Source organism: Pseudomonas syringae pv. coryli str. NCPPB 4273, assembly GCF_000972175.1.
In the GTDB taxonomy this organism is placed as follows: Bacteria; Pseudomonadota; Gammaproteobacteria; order Pseudomonadales; family Pseudomonadaceae; genus Aquipseudomonas; species Aquipseudomonas syringae.
The window spans coordinates 147,562-164,361 of the sequence record NZ_AWQP01000008.1 but is presented as its reverse complement, the minus strand read 5'-3'; the positions used below and the strand labels follow the sequence as shown (position 1 = coordinate 164,361).

The 16,800-nt window shown below is 55.6% G+C and carries 16 protein-coding genes and 1 tRNA gene; 3 read left to right on the top strand and 14 right to left on the bottom strand.

Annotation, left to right across the window (positions count from 1 at the left end; all coding sequences use genetic code 11):
- Window positions 1-793: 793 nt before the first annotated feature.
- Together P406_RS06495 and P406_RS06490 are read right to left on the bottom strand one after the other, a co-directional pair.
- Window positions 794-1,084, bottom strand: coding sequence for a hypothetical protein (locus P406_RS06495; protein ID WP_046235708.1), 291 nt, complete (start codon window positions 1,082-1,084; stop codon window positions 794-796).
- A gap of 220 nt (window positions 1,085-1,304) precedes the next feature.
- Complete coding sequence (locus P406_RS06490; RefSeq protein ID WP_046235707.1) at window positions 1,305-2,390, bottom strand: type I restriction endonuclease; 1,086 nt, start codon at window positions 2,388-2,390, stop codon at window positions 1,305-1,307.
- A 565-nt stretch (window positions 2,391-2,955) separates the two neighbouring features.
- Between P406_RS06490 and P406_RS06485 the strand changes: the two genes are divergently transcribed.
- The 3 genes from P406_RS06485 (at window position 2,956) to P406_RS06475 (ending at window position 7,146) form a co-directional block, all read left to right on the top strand.
- The gene (locus tag P406_RS06485) at window positions 2,956-4,218 is read left to right on the top strand and encodes an SIR2 family protein (protein ID WP_235810266.1); all 1,263 of its coding nucleotides are present in this window, start codon (window positions 2,956-2,958) and stop codon (window positions 4,216-4,218) included.
- Window positions 4,215-6,017, top strand: a complete 1,803-nt coding sequence (locus P406_RS06480; protein ID WP_046235706.1) for an ATP-binding protein — start codon at window positions 4,215-4,217, stop codon at window positions 6,015-6,017. The genes P406_RS06485 and P406_RS06480 overlap by 4 nt, the downstream gene beginning before the upstream one ends.
- A gap of 472 nt (window positions 6,018-6,489) precedes the next feature.
- Window positions 6,490-7,146, top strand: a complete 657-nt coding sequence (locus P406_RS06475) for a GNAT family N-acetyltransferase (protein WP_046235705.1) — start codon at window positions 6,490-6,492, stop codon at window positions 7,144-7,146.
- Between the two features lie 228 nt (window positions 7,147-7,374).
- On the opposite strand, the gene P406_RS06470 is transcribed toward P406_RS06475, so the two are convergent.
- The 12 genes from P406_RS06470 to P406_RS06420 all read right to left on the bottom strand — a co-directional run bounded on the left by P406_RS06470 (window position 7,375) and on the right by P406_RS06420 (window position 16,660).
- A complete protein-coding gene (locus tag P406_RS06470; RefSeq protein WP_046235704.1) occupies window positions 7,375-7,740 on the bottom strand; it encodes a histone-like nucleoid-structuring protein, MvaT/MvaU family in 366 nt (121 codons plus the stop codon).
- Window positions 7,741-7,804: 64 nt separating this feature from the next.
- Window positions 7,805-7,993 carry a hypothetical protein gene (locus tag P406_RS06465; protein ID WP_004879845.1) on the bottom strand — a complete coding sequence of 63 codons (189 nt, stop codon included), beginning with the start codon at window positions 7,991-7,993 and terminating at the stop codon, window positions 7,805-7,807.
- A gap of 16 nt (window positions 7,994-8,009) precedes the next feature.
- On the bottom strand, window positions 8,010-8,900 hold the full coding sequence (locus P406_RS06460; RefSeq protein ID WP_046235703.1) for a coiled-coil domain-containing protein: 891 nt from the start codon (window positions 8,898-8,900) through the stop codon (window positions 8,010-8,012).
- A gap of 93 nt (window positions 8,901-8,993) precedes the next feature.
- The gene (locus P406_RS06455; RefSeq protein WP_046235702.1) at window positions 8,994-11,894 is read right to left on the bottom strand and encodes a DUF927 domain-containing protein; all 2,901 of its coding nucleotides are present in this window, start codon (window positions 11,892-11,894) and stop codon (window positions 8,994-8,996) included.
- Window positions 11,891-12,172, bottom strand: coding sequence for a DUF3077 domain-containing protein (locus tag P406_RS06450; RefSeq protein ID WP_003344689.1), 282 nt, complete (start codon window positions 12,170-12,172; stop codon window positions 11,891-11,893). The genes P406_RS06455 and P406_RS06450 overlap by 4 nt, the downstream gene beginning before the upstream one ends.
- Window positions 12,169-12,450: a hypothetical protein gene (locus tag P406_RS06445; protein WP_046235701.1), complete on the bottom strand. Its 282-nt coding sequence runs from the start codon at window positions 12,448-12,450 to the stop codon at window positions 12,169-12,171. The genes P406_RS06450 and P406_RS06445 overlap by 4 nt, the downstream gene beginning before the upstream one ends.
- Window positions 12,447-12,605, bottom strand: coding sequence for a hypothetical protein (locus tag P406_RS29335; RefSeq protein WP_162864880.1), 159 nt, complete (start codon window positions 12,603-12,605; stop codon window positions 12,447-12,449). Before P406_RS29335 ends, P406_RS06445 begins: the two co-directional genes overlap by 4 nt.
- Window positions 12,606-13,058: 453 nt before the next feature.
- The gene (locus P406_RS06440; RefSeq protein ID WP_046235700.1) at window positions 13,059-13,667 is read right to left on the bottom strand and encodes a hypothetical protein; all 609 of its coding nucleotides are present in this window, start codon (window positions 13,665-13,667) and stop codon (window positions 13,059-13,061) included.
- Window positions 13,664-13,930 carry a helix-turn-helix transcriptional regulator gene (locus P406_RS06435; protein WP_046235699.1) on the bottom strand — a complete coding sequence of 89 codons (267 nt, stop codon included), beginning with the start codon at window positions 13,928-13,930 and terminating at the stop codon, window positions 13,664-13,666. The genes P406_RS06440 and P406_RS06435 overlap by 4 nt, the downstream gene beginning before the upstream one ends.
- Window positions 13,931-14,007: 77 nt before the next feature.
- On the bottom strand, window positions 14,008-14,937 hold the full coding sequence (locus tag P406_RS06430; RefSeq protein ID WP_046235698.1) for a hypothetical protein: 930 nt from the start codon (window positions 14,935-14,937) through the stop codon (window positions 14,008-14,010).
- 243 nt (window positions 14,938-15,180) lie between these two features.
- Complete coding sequence (locus tag P406_RS06425) at window positions 15,181-16,416, bottom strand: tyrosine-type recombinase/integrase (protein ID WP_046235697.1); 1,236 nt, start codon at window positions 16,414-16,416, stop codon at window positions 15,181-15,183.
- Between the two features lie 167 nt (window positions 16,417-16,583).
- Window positions 16,584-16,660 (bottom strand) — tRNA-Arg (locus tag P406_RS06420).
- Window positions 16,661-16,800 lie beyond the last annotated feature (140 nt).

The window sequence follows — 16,800 nt, the reverse complement described above, 5'->3', positions numbered from 1 at the left end:
CTGCTACCCGATACAGGTGCATCCTCAGGTCATAGCTTCGTAGCGTACTGAGCACTGAGACTGCAAAAGTCAGAGCGATAAAGAGCATCATTGCTCAATCTGTAATGATGGCCAGTTTCGCTGCGGACAGCCCAGGGCTGGCACTGGTCAACCGAGTCAGATGCTTCAACCTGTCAACTAACTTAAAAAACGCAGCCACTACGATGAAGGCGCGGGTTTCCTACCCCGTATGCACCGGAAGTCCTCAGGGTCCCCCGGCTTATGCCGGATTCCATTCGCTGATGGGGCTCACTTCATAGGGGGGCGGGGGCCAGGCCCTTCAAATGCGGTGTAACTGGTGTTTCAGGTGTAGCGGAAACGCTTAACTACATGAAAAATAACAATAAAATTGCCGTAACACTTCGCCGAGAGTTTGTCTGTATGTGATGTAACAATACGGAACTGTGTAACGCTGTCGCTGCCTCTGTGCCCTACGGGCTATGGGCCGCAATCGACCAGAAGCAGGCGTCAAAGAGGCAGTCTGCGCAGATCTCGTGGCGCAGCCAGCTTCGGTAAATCTCGACTTGGAACGTGCGGATCACGGCCGTCTTGGCAAACCGCCCGACCGGCGTGCGGCTGACATTGGTACGCAACGCCTCACGGCGCGAGCGTGCCGGGAGCCAGCGACTACCAACGCCTGCGATGCGGATGGCCAACGTCCAAGTCTCGCTATGACAACTGACCAGCGCGTCGCTTACAGCGCCGCCCTAGGGCATGACGCGCAGAGCTTTTTTCGGAATACCACGCGGCATGATCAAGCCTGCGCCCGCAGGCGGGTGGTGAACTCATTCACCTGCTCAGGCGACAGGCAGTTCAACTCACCGAAGGTTTCCAGGTGTTGAATCATGACTTCGTGACTGCCAGGCTGACGAGCCAGGATGCGGCGGCAGGTGGTCTCAATGATCAGCCGGGCCATGTGCGGATTCTCGACGGCCGAGGCGTCAAAGGCCAACGCAATGGAAGACGCCAGTTCGGCCAGTTCGGGGCCCATGTCCTGCAGTGCCTTCAGGGCGTTCATTTGCCGGGCAGTGATGGGTAACGACACGAGGACCTCCGGGAGTTCGTTGGGTTAAAACCACATGGGGGAGGTAATGGTAGACCACACATGCCGACGCCTGCCTCCATCGGTCGCAAAAAAGCCCACCAAGGTGGGCTTTGCTGTGGGGGCCGATTGAACATAGGGCGCGTCATTGGAACACTAAAAACAGTGCGCCAAAAAAGTTGTCGCCTTCGAAGTACGGCTAATTTTCAATTAAAATTGAAACTCAAATCGCCTCGTACTGCAAGGCAGTTTCTTTTAGCATCTCACTAAAGCTGTAGATGTCATCGAGAGTAGCAATCGGATGCCTAGTTTCACCCTTGTCTTTCTCGAATATACCAATGTACTTTTGGGCACGATTGAAATGTAACCGTGTAATAGGTTTCCGGTTGTTGTCATCCAAGAGAATACCAAAATAGCTTTGGGTATCGCGATGGTTAATCCGCTTGGCGTCAACCACAGTGCGTATGATGGACTTAACGATGTGAAAGCCTTCCATCTCTTCCACCGTAGTAACTATCCGATCCTCTACTGGAGCATCTTTATCGGGACTTGTATTGGACTCTATCAGTTGCTCAGCGACGGTAGGCACGGTGACCCCGCTCATAGCTGACTTCAACCGATCATTGATTTGGTCGTTCAGAAATTGCGAGGTGGCTTTTTTTGTCAATACGGTAAACTGTTCACGTACCTTCTGAGTGATGGCACCCTCATAGATACGGGACGCGAAATACCTGACAAAGTCGTCATCAGGCTGACTGAACTGAGCAGCAATCATGCGCTTTATTTGACCGACGTATTTCAGTTCACCAGCTGCGTTTAGAATCGAATCAACATCGAAAGATGATTTTGTCAGCTTCTGAAGCTCAGGAATCGCATGATCATCAATTGCAAGAAGATCTAATTCTAAGAATGGTTTTTCGTCCATCTTGTTAGGCGCATCAAGATCTGTAAAAAACTTATAGACCCTACCATTTGTCAAGATTGAAATTCTTGCAGTCGTTACATGGAAGTACCGAAAAAGCTGGCTGGCATGATTTATATTGAGGGGTTCGCCGACCTTTTTCGTTTCAATTAGAATTTGAATATTTCCGTCTTTTACGATGGCATAGTCAATCTTCTCGCCTTTCTTCGTTCCTACATCACAAGTGTATTCGGGGACGACTTCAGAAGGGTCGAACACATCATAGCCAAGCACCATATGAATGAACGGCATGACTAGAGCTGTTTTGGTTGCCTCTTCTGTCTGAATAGAGGCGGCTTGCTGCCGAACTTTCGCGGACAGAGAATTGAGTGACTCAAGAAAATCCATTTTTGGAGCTCCGTGCTGGGCTCGCAAGCCCTTGATCCAGTCGGTAAGGGCGTAACGCTACTACGGCGGCTTGGGGAAAGCCACAGAGCACACTTGGTGTTGAGTACAAAGGCAAGGCTCGGCGAGCAACATCAGCGTCATTTGGAGCGTTTCGAGGCGGTTTTCGCCACGTAACAAGGAACGTCTCCCCCAGGCTGAGTGGGGTGTTGGGAAAGTTTCGACGTAACCGGAAAATCTGTAAGCCATTGATTTATATTATTAAAGCATCTTCCTTGTAATCAATTGCTCTCGAGTATGATTTTGATACTGAATGGATCTCTTCACTCAGTAATCCCCGAAAAAGTGGTCCACCCCCTTGGGCCGATTGGGTTGGTGCGAAGGACAGCAAACGGCCAATCTTCCCGCCGCGAGCGGCCACTTTGGGCCTGGTCTTGATTTATCGCCCTGCTACGCTTGACCACAAGCTGGCCTTCGCGAAAGGCAGCGATCAGCCAATAGCTGCCGCTCGAGCTTAGCGGTTAATGTCAGCCTGAGAGGGGCCCTGTCTTTCGCGCCGCAGTTATTCATGGCTTCCCCAGTGGCACTCTGCCCACTGCTAGATGTATTGTCTCCTTTCGTCATTATGCGCAGCCAGGGAAGAAAGCCAGTGATTTCTATCGGCGATATCTACAATCAAGACATCAACTTCCTCTTCGGATCAGGAGCATCATTCGGCCTGCTCCCGACCCTCCAGTTGCAGGTCCAGACTGGAGAGGGCAACTCGCGCTACACGTTGGAGGAACTAGCCACCAAGTTCGAGCGCGAGGGCGACCGGCGTCTCATTCCATTGTTTATGCACTACTACGCCAGCTGTATCCGCCCTGCAGAGCAAATTAGCCTGGAACAGGCGGTGGCCGGAGAAGCAGGTGCCACGGTTATCAGGAACTACCGCACCTTCCTAACGACAGCACTCGAAATGGTAAAGCGGCGCAAAGCGCTGGATCGCCGTTGCAATGTGTTCACGACGAACTATGACGGTTGCTTTCCGCTCGTGGCTGACGCGCTTATCAAGGAAGGCCACATTGACTTCGTGCTAAATGACGGTGCGCGAGGATTCACGCGGCGCATGTTACAGGCCCGAAACTTCGGGTCATACCTTTGCCAAGCCGGTGTCTTCGGCCGTTATCAGAGCAGCATTCCTCAAATCAATCTGATCCATTTGCATGGGTCGGTCTACTGGAGCAAAGTGGATGCCGCGATTCAGGTTGGCTACGACCTGTCTAACCGCGAAAGTCTGCTGGATGCTGACGCTATGGAGATGTTGCAACCATTTTCGGCTGCGCTTACTAACCCTGCATCGACGCTTGCCGACCTCCCAGTCACAGATTTTTCCAATGAAGAATTGGTGGCGTTCTGGGACAAATATGAACGGATTCCTATTGTCAACCCGACCAAGTGGAAGTTCCACGAGACGGTCTACGAGGAGCATTACTATCAAATGCTGCGGCTGCTCAGTTATGAGCTTGAGAAACCAAACGCCGTACTCATCACCTTTGGGTTCTCGTTTGCCGACGAGCATATCCTCAACCTCGTCATGCGTTCTCTCTCCAATCCGGGGCTGCAGGTGTTTGTTTGCTGTTACAGCCAGGCTGGGCACGCCGAAATGGAGGACAAATTCAAGGGCAACCGTAACGTCAAATGCCTCATGCTGCAGAGTGGGGTGATGGATTTTACCGCATTCAATGAGCAGGTATTGGCTTGGCCGGAGGCTACGGCTCTTGCACCGGCTACCCCCATACCTCCAGCAGCTCCTCCTGTGGCCGATGCAGACCTTGAGCCCCTGATATGAGTATTCGCGTTGGCGAGGTCATCGCCGTCCATGGAACAAAATTGGTTCTGAAGATCGATGAACAGTCGAGCAAGGAAACCCTGTTCTATGAAGGAGAGAGGTACAAGGGAGTCTCAATCCGCGAATACCTATCCATTCAGCGTGGCTTCCGCGAAATCATCTGCATCGTCGAGGGTGAGTATCTGGATGAAAGCCGCACTGAGATGCATGATGGTCGGCAAACGTTTGTGCGAAAGGTAGAGGCTAGGCCGATTGGATACTTCGACCGTTCTGGTTTCACTCAGGGCATCAAATATCTACCGATGATCCAGGATGCGGCTTACCTGCTTCCCGAGGAGAAAATCAGGTCCATCTTCGACCGCAAGGCGGATAGTGATTTCAGAATTGGGACTATGCTGAAAGAGGAAATCGCGATTGGGTTGCCGTGGAAACGACTCTTCAATAGCCATATCGGTATCTTCGGCAATACCGGAAGCGGCAAGTCGAATACTCTGGCAAAGCTCTACACTGTTCTTTTCGATCAAAAGTTGCCTCTCATTACAGGTAAGAGCCGTTTCATCATCTTGGATTTTAATGGTGAGTACGGCGGTGAGCAGCTCGTGGCTGCGGATCACAAAACCGTCTACCAACTGTCCACGCTTACCGCTCCAAACGTCAACGATCTAGCTTCACGGTTTCCGCTGGCAACGCAGGAATTTTGGCAGCTCGAGACTATGGCTCTGCTTTTTCAGGCTACCCCGAATACGCAAAGGCCATTCCTCAACCGTGTCATCTCAGGTAGGGAACGCTATAGAGCCATTCCTGGGGCACTCGCGAACTATGCGAAGCTGGTGTTCCATACTTCGTTCTGCGCCGGGGAGGTCAAGACGGCGACGCTGGATTTGATGCGCACCGTCTCGCGGCTCATGGGAAATCAGCAGGTGCAGGACATGCTGGCAGATGTGGTCTGGCACCGGCTTGGTGGGCGCTTCACTTACCAAGGGCGGTTCATAGGTACCGATGGCGCACAGTACGCGGCGGATGTCGCTCCAATTGTAGAAACTTTAGACGCCACGGGCCTCGATGAGTTCGACCAGCTTGTGCTACGCGTCAACTTGCAGCTGATGTCAGATCTGAACGCCGGATACGTTCAGTTTGAGCATATTCAGCCACTTCTGAAGCGCGTCGAGTCTTCACTCGCCAACCTGCGTAACGTGTTGTCCGTTTCGGATGCAGCACCAGATGAGCGGCTGCTCACGGTCATCTCGATGCGCCGCTGCAACAACGAGATTAAGAAGGTTTTGCCTCTACTGTTCGCGAAGCACTACTACAACAGTCACAAGGCCACGGTCACCAATCCGCCCGACCGGACCATCCATCTCATCGTCGATGAGGCGCATAACATACTGTCCGATCAGTCTGCGAGAGAAAGTGAAACCTGGAAGGATTATCGGCTCGAGCAGTTCGAAGAGATCATTAAGGAGGGACGCAAGTTTGGGATGTTCATTACCATCGCCAGCCAGCGTCCGGCTGATATCTCGCCCACAATCGTCTCGCAGCTTCACAATTTCTTCATTCACCGCTTAGTGAATGATCGGGATCTTTACTTGATCGACAATACAATCTCTACGCTGGACTCTATGTCTCGTAGCCTCATCCCTGGACTCTCACAAGGGTGTTGCGTGATCACTGGTACTGCTTTTGAGCTGCCGATGGTGATCCAAGTGGATAGACTGCTAGATGGTAAGCAACCTGCCAGCGAGGACGTCGATCTCGACAGGCTTTGGAGTGATGCTCTGGCAGTTGGGGCGGATGAGTAGAGCCAGTCGCAGCAGCAATGGGGCTGCACAACCTTCTCTCGCAGGCTCAAGCGGTCAATCAAGAACAACTGCTGAGCGACTGCTTTTGGCCAATTGCTGTCTTTCACGACCGGTCGGAGTTGAACAACAGCTGCCTGTGGTGTTGATACACCTTAGGGTCGCATGCGCTGGCGCGCACAAGCTTTCAAGGTAAGCGCCGCTGGGTTGGACTATTGCGCCGCAGTGAGGATCAACTGGCATGAATGGCTCGACCGTGTGATGTAGTTCGTGCTTGTGGTGCTGGTCGCAAGCGTGCTGCTTGCTGCTGGTTGAGCAGCAGGGCCATGCCGAGGCCGACGAGAACCAGGGGCACATTCGGCAGGGCTTGGCTAAACTGGTATTGCAGCACCGTGGGGAGGCCTGAAAGCTAATAGACAGGGCGGAGGCCACTCGGTAGTTTCACGGCAACCCCACTCTGTCGTTAAGGACTTCGATGATTACTATGACCCGCCATACTACCCCGATCACCATAACTGAAGGGGAAGCAGTCCTACAGTTGGTCATGGACAACGTAACTTCGCTCAGCATGACGCGACCACCGGCAAAACATCCACTTTTCAGCGCTTACAAGCTTGCATTGGTCCATGAGATTCGCGCCTACCTTTCCCGCCCCAGCCCTTCATTCATAGAGGTGATTACCGCAGCCTCACCTGGTGGTGAGATTATCGGTTTCTTGCTGTACGGGCTTTCGGCCAGTGCGGTGGTGGAGTGCGGCATCTACTACACCGCAGTGGACAGAAGGTTCAGAGGCCAAGGGGTGATGAGCCTTATGGTGCGAGAACTCTTGAGTAAATATCCAATTTCCAGCCTCTCCTGCGACGTAGAGTTGGTTCCAGTTTATGAGCGCTTCGGCTATCGGCCAATCTCGGTTCGAGAGACTCATATTGTTATGGCCATTGGGGATCCGAAAGAGGTAACCCCGGTACTGGACACCACAAAATTCATGAGCGAGACACCAATTTTGGCTGAGCGCGCCGCCGCGTCAGCCCGAGCAGGCGAGTACGCGGTTAAGCGAGCGAATAAGGCATTAAAGGCTGATCTGGATGCCCGAAAAGCTAGGGCCAAGCAATTCCTGAAAGCGCGCAGGTAAACAAAAGGCGCTCTCCATGGGCGCCCTTGTCATTTGTGCGGCACACCAGTCACTTGCCTTTCCCGCCGAGAGTCCGTTCCTAGCCGGAAGCGGCTTCCAAAATTGCTATTAAAATTCACGACTGTGTAGGTCGTTTGTAACTGCGACTTGAAGCTTTGTGGTGAGTTGATGGGCTTTATGCCCGCAGCAAAAAGGGCTCTGCTGGGCCCTTTTTCAGGTGAGGCGGCTTTATTTCTTTAGCCAACCTTCGACGGCGTCTGCACCGTGTTCTGCTTTCCACGCCTTCAATGCTTTGTGATTCCCGCCTTTGGTCTCGATCACTTCACCTGTGTTGGGGTTTTTGTAAACTTTCAGGTCACGTGGCTTGCGTGTGCCTGCAGGTTTTTCGGAGCCGGAGCGGCGTACCGGAGTCGGTGGGTCCAGCAGTTTGATGATGTGCTGCAGGCTGAAACCGTACTGCTCAAGCAGCTTGCGCAGCTTCGTTTCGAACTCGATTTCTTTCTTGAGCCTCTCATCGCCCTTCATGTTTTCCAGCGCCTGGAGCTGCTCGGCGAGGTGTTTTTCCAACTGGCGGTACTCTGCAAGTTTGGACATTCTTTTTCCCTGTCTTTGAGTGGGTGTGGTTCTTCAGATTGAATGCGTCGTTCGTAAGTTCAGCCTATTTCCGACGTGTCAGCTGGCTCTCAAGGTGGGCCAGTTCCGCTTTTATTGCCTTGATGGTCAGTGCTTGGATCTGAATGGTTCTGGCCGGGGCCGCGTTGATGGTTTTCAACAGGGTCTCCAAATGAGCTTTCCGGGCTTTGATCGTGTCAGACCAGCTCGCAGCGTTCTGAGGTCGCTTGGTCATTGTCTTTACTCTGTTGTTAGGCCAGGTGGCTCGTCTGTTCAGCCTGTTGACGTGCTGGGGCGTCGTCGAGCTGAAGCAGGTCCTGCGCGCCATAGTTGCGCGCTCGGTCGGATAATTCATGCCACGTCCAGTTCCCGACGGTCTCGCCTTCCTGCGGAACCGCCAGTTTCAACAGGCTCACCTGATCACGTCCGAGCAGGTTGTAATTCGCCCAGAGCCTTCCACCGACTTCAAACAATGCCTTAGCGGCCTCGTTCCATTTCTCTTCAAGCACCGTCTGAGAGAGCCACAGGGCGTCGCGTTCGATGCCCTTGTGCTTTTCCTGAGCTTCGACGATGTATTGATCTACGGTCGCCAGCTCCTGCTTGAGGGCAGATATGATCAGGCCATGCCGACGATCATGTTCGGCGGCGGCAGTCAGGTTTTTTGCTGCTTTTTGCGCATCGGCACTGGCGATCTTTTCGCCTTCGGTGTCGCCCCATGCGACGGCCTGTGCATACGCAGTAGCCGCGTCCGTTTCGGCCTGCCGGGCTTTGGCCATGTCCTCTACCGCCTGTTGTTGGATCTGTTCAAGGCGGCTGCTGAGGCTCTGGCGCTTCGCATTCAGCTCCTGCTCGTCCGCCTTCCAGTTATTCATTGCCTCGACGTAACCCGCCATCAGGGAATCGCTATTGGCGAGGGTTTCGCGGCGATTGATCTTCTGATCCAACAAGTGAGCTTCGTATTTGCGCGAATCGAAAGGCCTTTTCAGCTCGTTGTACTTATGGCGCAATTCAAGCGCTTGATCCGCGTCGATACCCTGATCATTCTCCAGTGCAGCTTCGAGGGGCAGCAGCTGGATATGCAGTTGGTTGGCCTCGTTCAGCAGTCGATCGCGGCGGTCTTTCAGTTCTTGAATCTCGTTCATGTGTCTGATCTCTGTTCAATTCGATTGGGAGTTGGTTGAGTGGCTGGCGAGGCCGGGAATCAGCCGGCGCTACCTCGATCAGCAGGCATGCCCTTAGGCTGCCCGAGCCTCGCTTTCAGCCAATCCCGGAATCGTCTTCACGACGTAACAGCGTTGCGTGCCCAAGCCGGGTAGTCGGACCAGAGTCGATGCTTTGCCGTCGTTCCCAGGCTCAATGACGCCGCGCTGCAGCAGCTCCTTGTTCACCGCATTGATGTTCATGCCCCGGAATATCTCCGAGCGCCATGATTCGGGCAGCACGTAGTAGGTGTTGGTCGTGTGCAGGGCATCGCCCAGGCCGTGTTCCATCGTCTTGCGAAAGCCAAGCCTGTCGATGGTGCGCGGACCGTGTTCATCGACCTTCGCCGCCGTTGATTCCCATCGGGTAAAACGGCTCTCGCCGAAGCGCTCGATGACCTGGCGCAGTCGCGCCAAGATCGCATCACCTTCGAAGTTACCGGCACCCCCGCGCTCGTTCATCCAAGCGTTGAGGCACACCCGCGCAGCGGTTGTCGCGGTGCCGTCGGGCCAGCCGGTTATCCCCATTGCCGTGGCCAATTCTCCCGCTGCAGCGGCGAGGCCAAAGCGAGCGGCGGCGCGGTGAGCTTGTCCGCTCGCCGACGCAGGCAACGATTGGGCGATAAAGCCTTCCAGCGTGCGGCGCAGGATGGCTGACCAGGCGTGACGTTTATCAGGCTCGCACAAGGCTGTGAGAAACGCGGTAAGCGGTGTGCCGTAGTATTTCGCTACTCGTGCTTTGAGCGCGTCCGACAGTGCCGCTGCGTCATCAAAGCCGTTCAACGCGTCGAACATGCCCAAGCCTTTGCTGGCATCGGCTGGTACGGCGAGCATGCGCACCTCCATGCCCGCTTTGAGTTCTTTGTTCGCTTCGGCCATGTGCTGGGCAAGCGTCTTCTCGCCGGTGGAGAGGAACAGCAACCGCCACTCCTGCACCTGTCGGCCTGCCTGGCCTCGATCATTGGCCCGCGCCTTGCCGGTGCCGTTGCCAAGCATGTACACCGTCTCGCCGATGATGCGCGGATCACACATGCCAATCTCGTCCAGCACCAGCAGGCCGTCAGAATGCGCGGCGGCGATGGATTCCAGTGCGTTGTCGGTCGAGCGCCACGAACGCACCAGGCGCGGTCCGCCGTAAATCGATGCGGCGACCTGCAGGTGTGTTGTCTTGCCGCCCGAGCTATCGCCGTACAGGTGAAAGCCTCCCGACTCATGACCCAGCATGTGCAGCAACGGACCCGCGAAAGCCACGCCGACCACAAACGCCAAGCGATGGTTGCCCACGCATAACGCGCCGATCTGCTCCTGCCATTGCTCAAGCGTTCCCGCTTCGCTGATCGGCGGCAGTTGAGATCCGGCTTCGTAGAAGTGCAAGTGTTCGCTGTGGATGCCGACCTGTTGTTCCGGTAGGAGAAAGGCGCTGTCGTGCCAGCCCAGGCGAGTGACCAGTCGTGCCCGCTGCGCGCTGTCGAAACCGCCGAGGTAGCTCTGCAGGTCGTTGCGTGCGTTGCGGCCTGATCGGCTGCCAGCTAGGCGCAGGCCCATGTCTACCAGCGGGCCAAGTACGTCCTTTCCGAAATCGCCGGTCATGGTGCGCGCCGGAATGTTCCAGCGCTTCTTGGCCCCGTCGGGGTCGTCGAACTCCACGAGCAGGCCCCAGTTGTGGCCTTTGTCATCGCGGGTGCGGGCGAGGATCTCCAGAGGCGAACACACCGGGCGCGCTTCGCCGTCGTCGCCTGCGTAAAACACACCCTCGGGTGTCAGGCGAAAGCCGCTAGGCATCAGGTCGTTTTTCGGTTTTGCAGGGCGCTTGGCCGCAGGCTTTGCCTTCGCTTTCGGAGTGGGTTCGGGCTCCTCCGGTGCGGACGGTTCTTCTACAGAACCGAACAGCTCGCCACTACGCTCCAGTTCGGCCAAATGGGTGGTTGTCCAGCCTTTGGCTGCAGCGTCGGCGGCATCATCGCCGTTGTCCCACTGGCCACCTTTGGCGAAAGCGGCGCGGTCGTTTTTCATCGTGGGTTTGCGCTTGAACACTTCCAGCGCGATGAACCTCACCGAGCCTGCGCCGATCTCGCGCAGCTTGTGGGCGACCGCGTCCATGCAGGCTGCGCCGCTGTCGTCGTTATCTGCCCACAACAGCACGTCGCGGCCTTTGAGCGGTGTCAGGTCTGCTTTATGCCAAGAGTTCGAACCGTTCGGCCAGCAGGTGGCCACGTGGCTCGGCATCAAATCAGCCGCTGCGTCAGCGGCCTTTTCGCCCTCGCACAAGACCACCGGCGCATCGGCACGGAGCGCCAAGTCATCCAGGCGCAAAAGCGGCCGGGGCTCGGGCAGTCCTTGCCAGCGCCATTGGGTCGTTTCGCCGTCGCTGCGTTTGCACCAGGTCAGCGGCGCAAAGACCTTTTTCGGTTTGCCGTCCTCATCGGGGGCCAGGTCGAATCGGTACAACGCCATGAGCGGATGGCCTTTGTCATCGCGATAAATCCAGACCTTGGACGGTGCGCCATGCTGCCGGTGTTTAACCGGGCATTTGTTCATCGCCTCGGCCGGGATCGGCTGGATAGCGATCCACTCGGGCGCTTTGCTTTTGGCCGGTGCGGGGTTGGCGGGCGCTGAGTCCGCAGTTACGCCGAGCAGATCCGCCAGTTTGTTACAGGCCTCGACGTCAGTGCCGCCGTCGATGTAGCGCACCAGGTCAATCAAGTCGCCGCCTTTGTCGCCAGTTGCGAAGTCAGACCAGGTGCCTTTGCTGATACTGATCTTCAAAGAGCCCGCACGCTTGTCCGTTCGGGTGGGGTTGGGTGCGGTGTACTCTTTGCCGCCGTCTACTCGCTTTCCGTTCGGGAGCCAGTGAGCGAGGACCTTGTCGATGTTGCGTAGCGCAGCAGTTTTTACCTGTGCGAACGAAGGGCGCTTTTTCGTGCTGGAGGCGCTCATGGACGATCCTCCGTTGGAAACTGCAGGCTGGTGGTCACGTCATCGATGATGGCCTTGACCATATCGCCCAGGTAATGGGCAGCCCATGCCGCGCTGCTGTCGTCGTTCATGCCCGCTTGAAGCGTCAGTTTGTTGATGCAGTCAGTCAGCACGGAGGCGTGTTCTAAAGCCTCTTCGCAGGAAACGCCCGCGTTGACGCTGAACAGTGGTTGATTGCGGGCGTTGTATTTGGCAAAGGCGGTGTGCCCGGTGGTGTTGCCTTGGAAAGACGTACTCACAGGCCACCCCCTTGCGCAGGACCGCGGACCAGCTCGTCTGCGTGAAGCGCCAGGGTTCGTATCAAACCTAGCGTACCGCGCACGTCCCAAAGGGCGGCGGCGATGATGTGATTTGCCAGGCTGGGACCGTCGTTTTCGAACTGGTCTTCAAGCAGCAACAGAACCGAACTGGCGCGGTCCACGGCGCAGGTAATGGCGTCGATGGGTATCCCGGCGTCCGCTGTGGGATTAACGCAGAGCAGATCTTCGGGTAGGGAAAAACTCAGGGCGTTGTTCATTGGGCACCCCCTGCGGTTTCGAGGGCGCGTGCTTTGGTCATGTGAGCGTTGTAGCGGGCAAGGCGTGTAGCGAGGCTGGAGTTGGCGTGTAAAGCGGCGAGAGCCATTGCACGATGGGCAGCGGCGCGATTTTTGGACGGATTGAGGGCGTGCATGTGGAGCTCCTTTTGCTGGGGAGCTACCACCGTTCGCGACCAAGCGAATTAGGGTGGCAGCTGTACGCGGGTTGGTCGACCGGGGCAAAAGGAACCCAGCAGGCCCGAAGGCCTCCCACGCACAGCCGCCATAAAACGGAAATGCGGACGCAAAAAAAGCGCCTGCAATCTGAATGGGGGCGCTGTTGCGCCTTTTGCTTTTCGGGCGACCAAGCCCGATCGCTGAATTTGCAGCGACGTCCAGAGAATAGCGCCCGGTTTTGGGATGTGCAACTGTTTGAGCGACTTGCACTGGCGCTCGATGCGAAATACATTTGACGTGCATGTAGATTTACCTCAACGCCTCCGGTTGCCCCCGGAGGCGTTTTTGTTGGTGCGTGCGTCGAGTCGGTGACGCGATGGCCTTGGGCTCTGGTGCCGAATCAAAGGCGAGCAGATCGGGCAGGGGAGGCTTCACGCCGCCCGCGCTTCGGTGTCGAATAGCGGTGCGGGGACCTCGCCTTTCAGCCACGCGAGAATTTTCTGATCCTCGTTGCATCGATCTCGATGCATGGCCGTCAAGTGCTCGCGGCGCTCGGCAATGCTTTGCTCGACGTACGCAGCCAGGTCGTCCTTCAGGCGCATTTCGGTGTGTAGCTTTTTGCTGTCGGCTTGCTCGGTGGTGAGATCAGCAGCCAGATAGGCTTGCCAAAACTTCGATTCATTGGCAAAACCGCCGGACTGGTCGACTAGCCAGTAAGTCACCCAGTCATTGAGGCCGACCGTGCGCAACGCCCTACGGCGTCCTTCTTTCATCGCGAAATGGCCTGTGCCATGCACGCAGGCAAACTCACGACGGATTTCGTGCGCACGAATCCACTCCGGCACATTCCACGGGTTGGGTTTGAGAGGCAGGGCCATGCCATCCGGATTGAAAAAAATTGCTTCCTGCTCCAGGCCGTTCCAGCTGACGCCCGCGATGGTGCGACTTTTCCAGTTGAGCTCACCCGGTTTGTAGAGCTGAAAGCCGATGCTGTAGGAGTCGATGAAAGGGCCGTTGGTCTTTGGGAAACGATTGCTCATGCGGCCACCTGATCGCGAGCAGCGATGCGCGCTCGCGTCCATGCCTGAACTTCCCCCAAGACCCATGCAACGGGCGCACCTCGGGCGTTGCTGTTGCTCAGTTTTACTGGGAGCGGAAAGCCGCTGTCTTGTTGCTGCATCAGCTTGTAAATCGTGGGTCGGGCGAGGCCGACTATCGCAATGACTTCGCTGATGCGAATGAGCGTGGTAGCTGGATCACGAGCTGGGGACGTGGTGCTGATTGCTTGCAGAGGGGATGACATAGCCGTGCCTATATGGTGAGAGACAGGCACAGACTAGGGAGGCGAAAAAAAGCAAACACGGTTTGCTTTTAAGAAATTTACCGAGGTAAATAGCCACAGGTGACCAGGTATTTTTTGATGGTTGGCTCAGACGCTATACCCTGTTCCACCAATGCTCGTTTTAGTGTTCGCTCTGAAATAGCCGGGTTGCCAAGAATGAGACGGTCGGCAGCTTTGCAAATGCGCTTGCGCAGGTCCGCTGCGTTCTGCTGCTTTACCGAGTCCGGGTGGCTGTTGGCCCTACCAGCCGCCGCGCCTCTTTGCGAAGCTTGAGCGGAAAACGCATTGGTCAGCGCCTTATTCAGCGCTTTCCTCAAAAAGTTGGCCACATTGAAATTGCCCTTCGCTACGTCGACCTCTTCAACCTGCTTGAAGATGCTCGCAAGCATGAGCGCCTTGTCGGCCTCGCCCATGAAGGTGCGAAAGGATTCACGAGCGTCAATCTCCGCACCCGGATGTTTTAGCCGCTCCTTACCTACCAGTGCGCAATACCTATCATGATCTGTGGTTTGCATTTGGACGATGAGATCGACATCCAGCTCGAAGACGTAGAGTTCCGTTTCAAAGAGCCAATTAGCGAGTACCTGGACAGCTTGAACGCTCTGCACCAGAGCGTAAGTTGCTACGAGTTGCGAGTCAGCATCGTTGTGGTCAACGCCAAGAAATCCTCTCATGACACTCGGCAGCGACCCGGAATCTCTATAACTGGCCTGGTCCTCAATCTCATCGCGAAGTCGGAACATCGTGGCCACTACAGATCCTGCTCGGTCAGGGTAGCTGCCATCCTCAAGCCAGAATGACGTGGCGTAATTGGCCACGTCTAGAGCCTCTTTGAAATGCTCACGAAATTGCGGATACAGCGCTAACTCATGCACGGCCTGTTCGATGTCGTCGAGTTCCTCAAGCAAATTGCTGACATCGCATCCAGCAATTTCAAGGCAACCAACCGGCATATTCTCATTGTCCATCGACCGCCCCTTGGCCCCGGCTCGTGTCACATTTACAGCGGTTCGGCAGTACCACAGGTCGGGCCAGCAGCGGGGTTGCTGGAGCAGTGTTGTTACACGATTCGGCCTTGTAACACGTCGCAATGTGTCGGCCACCGCGTCGTGTAATTCTAGATAATCCTATAATAATCAGAGGCTTAGATAGGTTCGCTACACCTGTAACACGAGTAACACCGCTTTTGGAGGGGGTATGGAATTGAGATCTCATACGGCCTTTCCAAATTGGCCTTGGACAACATTGCCAGATGCTAGCTCGTCAAGATGATCGGCATACCACTGCATCATGACTTTACGTTGAGGTAAATAAACCGCCTTGTTGTACACCCCTGCGATTCCTTCCTTCACATGGGAAAGCTGCGCTTCAATATGATTTTCATCAAAACCCTGCTCGTTAAGGATCGTGCTTGCGATATGACGGAAGCCATGACCTGTCTGGCGTCCGCCATAGCCGAGTCTCCGTAACGCCATCAGAAAAACGGTATTGCTGCGGGGTATAGTCCTATCTTTCCTGCCTGGAAACAGCAGTGGGTATGCTCCTGTAAGCGAGCGCAATTCAGTGATTGCTTCAACAGCTTGGCGGGATAGGGGAACCACGTGTTCACGCCGACGCTTCATGCGTTCGGCCGGGATCGTCCAGAGCTTTTTATTGAGATCAATCTCTGACCAGCGTGCTTCTCGAATTTCACTCGGGCGTGCGGCCAGCAGCGCAAGCAAGCGGAGCCCCAACCGAACATCCTTTGCATGAGGGTAAGAATTGATCGCACGGAGCAGTGCGGGTAGCTCTTCTACTGACACGTGCGCGTAGTTTTCGGCGCTACGGGTCTGAAGGAATTTGTTGAGACCTTCGAGAGGATTGTGGATGGCTCGCCCGGTTACACGAGCCAGGTCATAGATCTCTTTGCAAGTGGCTCGGACTCTGCCCATTTGGTCAATGATCCCTTTCTGCTCCATGCTGCGCAGGAACTCCATCCATTCAAGAGGCAGTATCTCGGTATAAACCCGCTTCCCAAATATTGGAAACGCATGCAGCTCCAAAGCACCAATGATTCTCCGGGCGGTGCCTGCTTCCCAGCTCGACCGTCTGGAATCGAACCATTCCCGTGCTAGCGCTTCGAAAGTGTTATTGGCTGCCTCCAGGTCAGCAGCTCTCCTCGCCTGTTTGCTGACTAGCGGATTTTTTCCATTGGATGAGTCTTCGCGCAGTTGTGCAGCCTTCTGTCTAGCTAGAGAGCCGCTGACTTCCGGATAGCCGCCTAGCCCTAGCCAAGACCATTTTCCGTCTGGTTTCTTGTAACGCAATTCCCAAGACTTCTGGCCATTTGCTTTGACTCGAAAGTACAAGCCGTTGCCATCTTGCTCCCGATAGGTTGCATCCTCTGGTTCCAGCCCGGAGAGGGTTGTGTCAGCTAGCGGGCGACGTTTGATGTCAGTACGTTTCACGGCTTGTATGCCTCCTGTTCAAGGAATTGCAAAGCATACACGTGGGCATACACGGCGTGAAGGTATAGGGGTGGATCGCTATGGATAGCCAGAGACAACAAAGCCCGCACAGGGCGGGCTTCTTAGGGGGATTCGTAGACTGTATGAGACAGGTCTAGATTGCTATATGGTGCACCAGGCGGGATTCGAACCCACGACCCCTGCCTTCGGAGGGCAGTACTCTATCCAGCTGAGCTACTGGTGCGACGCGGGCGCCATGATACTCACATGGGTACGGGGCGTCCAGTTGCGGGCGGTGTGCGACACAAATCACCCGGCGACGGCCTTCCATCACCCCACACCCACCTCCACCCACAAAGGAACAGCCCACCGCTACCGGCACAA

Coding starts and splice junctions, on each gene's coding strand:
- P406_RS06490 (WP_046235707.1), bottom strand. CDS start 2,390: ATGGATTTTCTTGAGTCACTCAATTCTCTGTCCGCGAAAGTTCGGCAG.
- P406_RS06485 (WP_235810266.1), top strand. CDS start 2,956: ATGGCTTCCCCAGTGGCACTCTGCCCACTGCTAGATGTATTGTCTCCT.
- P406_RS06480 (WP_046235706.1), top strand. CDS start 4,215: ATGAGTATTCGCGTTGGCGAGGTCATCGCCGTCCATGGAACAAAATTG.
- P406_RS06475 (WP_046235705.1), top strand. CDS start 6,490: ATGATTACTATGACCCGCCATACTACCCCGATCACCATAACTGAAGGG.
- P406_RS06470 (WP_046235704.1), bottom strand. CDS start 7,740: ATGTCCAAACTTGCAGAGTACCGCCAGTTGGAAAAACACCTCGCCGAG.
- P406_RS06465 (WP_004879845.1), bottom strand. CDS start 7,993: ATGACCAAGCGACCTCAGAACGCTGCGAGCTGGTCTGACACGATCAAA.
- P406_RS06460 (WP_046235703.1), bottom strand. CDS start 8,900: ATGAACGAGATTCAAGAACTGAAAGACCGCCGCGATCGACTGCTGAAC.
- P406_RS06455 (WP_046235702.1), bottom strand. CDS start 11,894: ATGAGCGCCTCCAGCACGAAAAAGCGCCCTTCGTTCGCACAGGTAAAA.
- P406_RS06445 (WP_046235701.1), bottom strand. CDS start 12,450: ATGAACAACGCCCTGAGTTTTTCCCTACCCGAAGATCTGCTCTGCGTT.
- P406_RS29335 (WP_162864880.1), bottom strand. CDS start 12,605: ATGCACGCCCTCAATCCGTCCAAAAATCGCGCCGCTGCCCATCGTGCA.
- P406_RS06440 (WP_046235700.1), bottom strand. CDS start 13,667: ATGAGCAATCGTTTCCCAAAGACCAACGGCCCTTTCATCGACTCCTAC.
- P406_RS06435 (WP_046235699.1), bottom strand. CDS start 13,930: ATGTCATCCCCTCTGCAAGCAATCAGCACCACGTCCCCAGCTCGTGAT.
- P406_RS06430 (WP_046235698.1), bottom strand. CDS start 14,937: ATGGACAATGAGAATATGCCGGTTGGTTGCCTTGAAATTGCTGGATGC.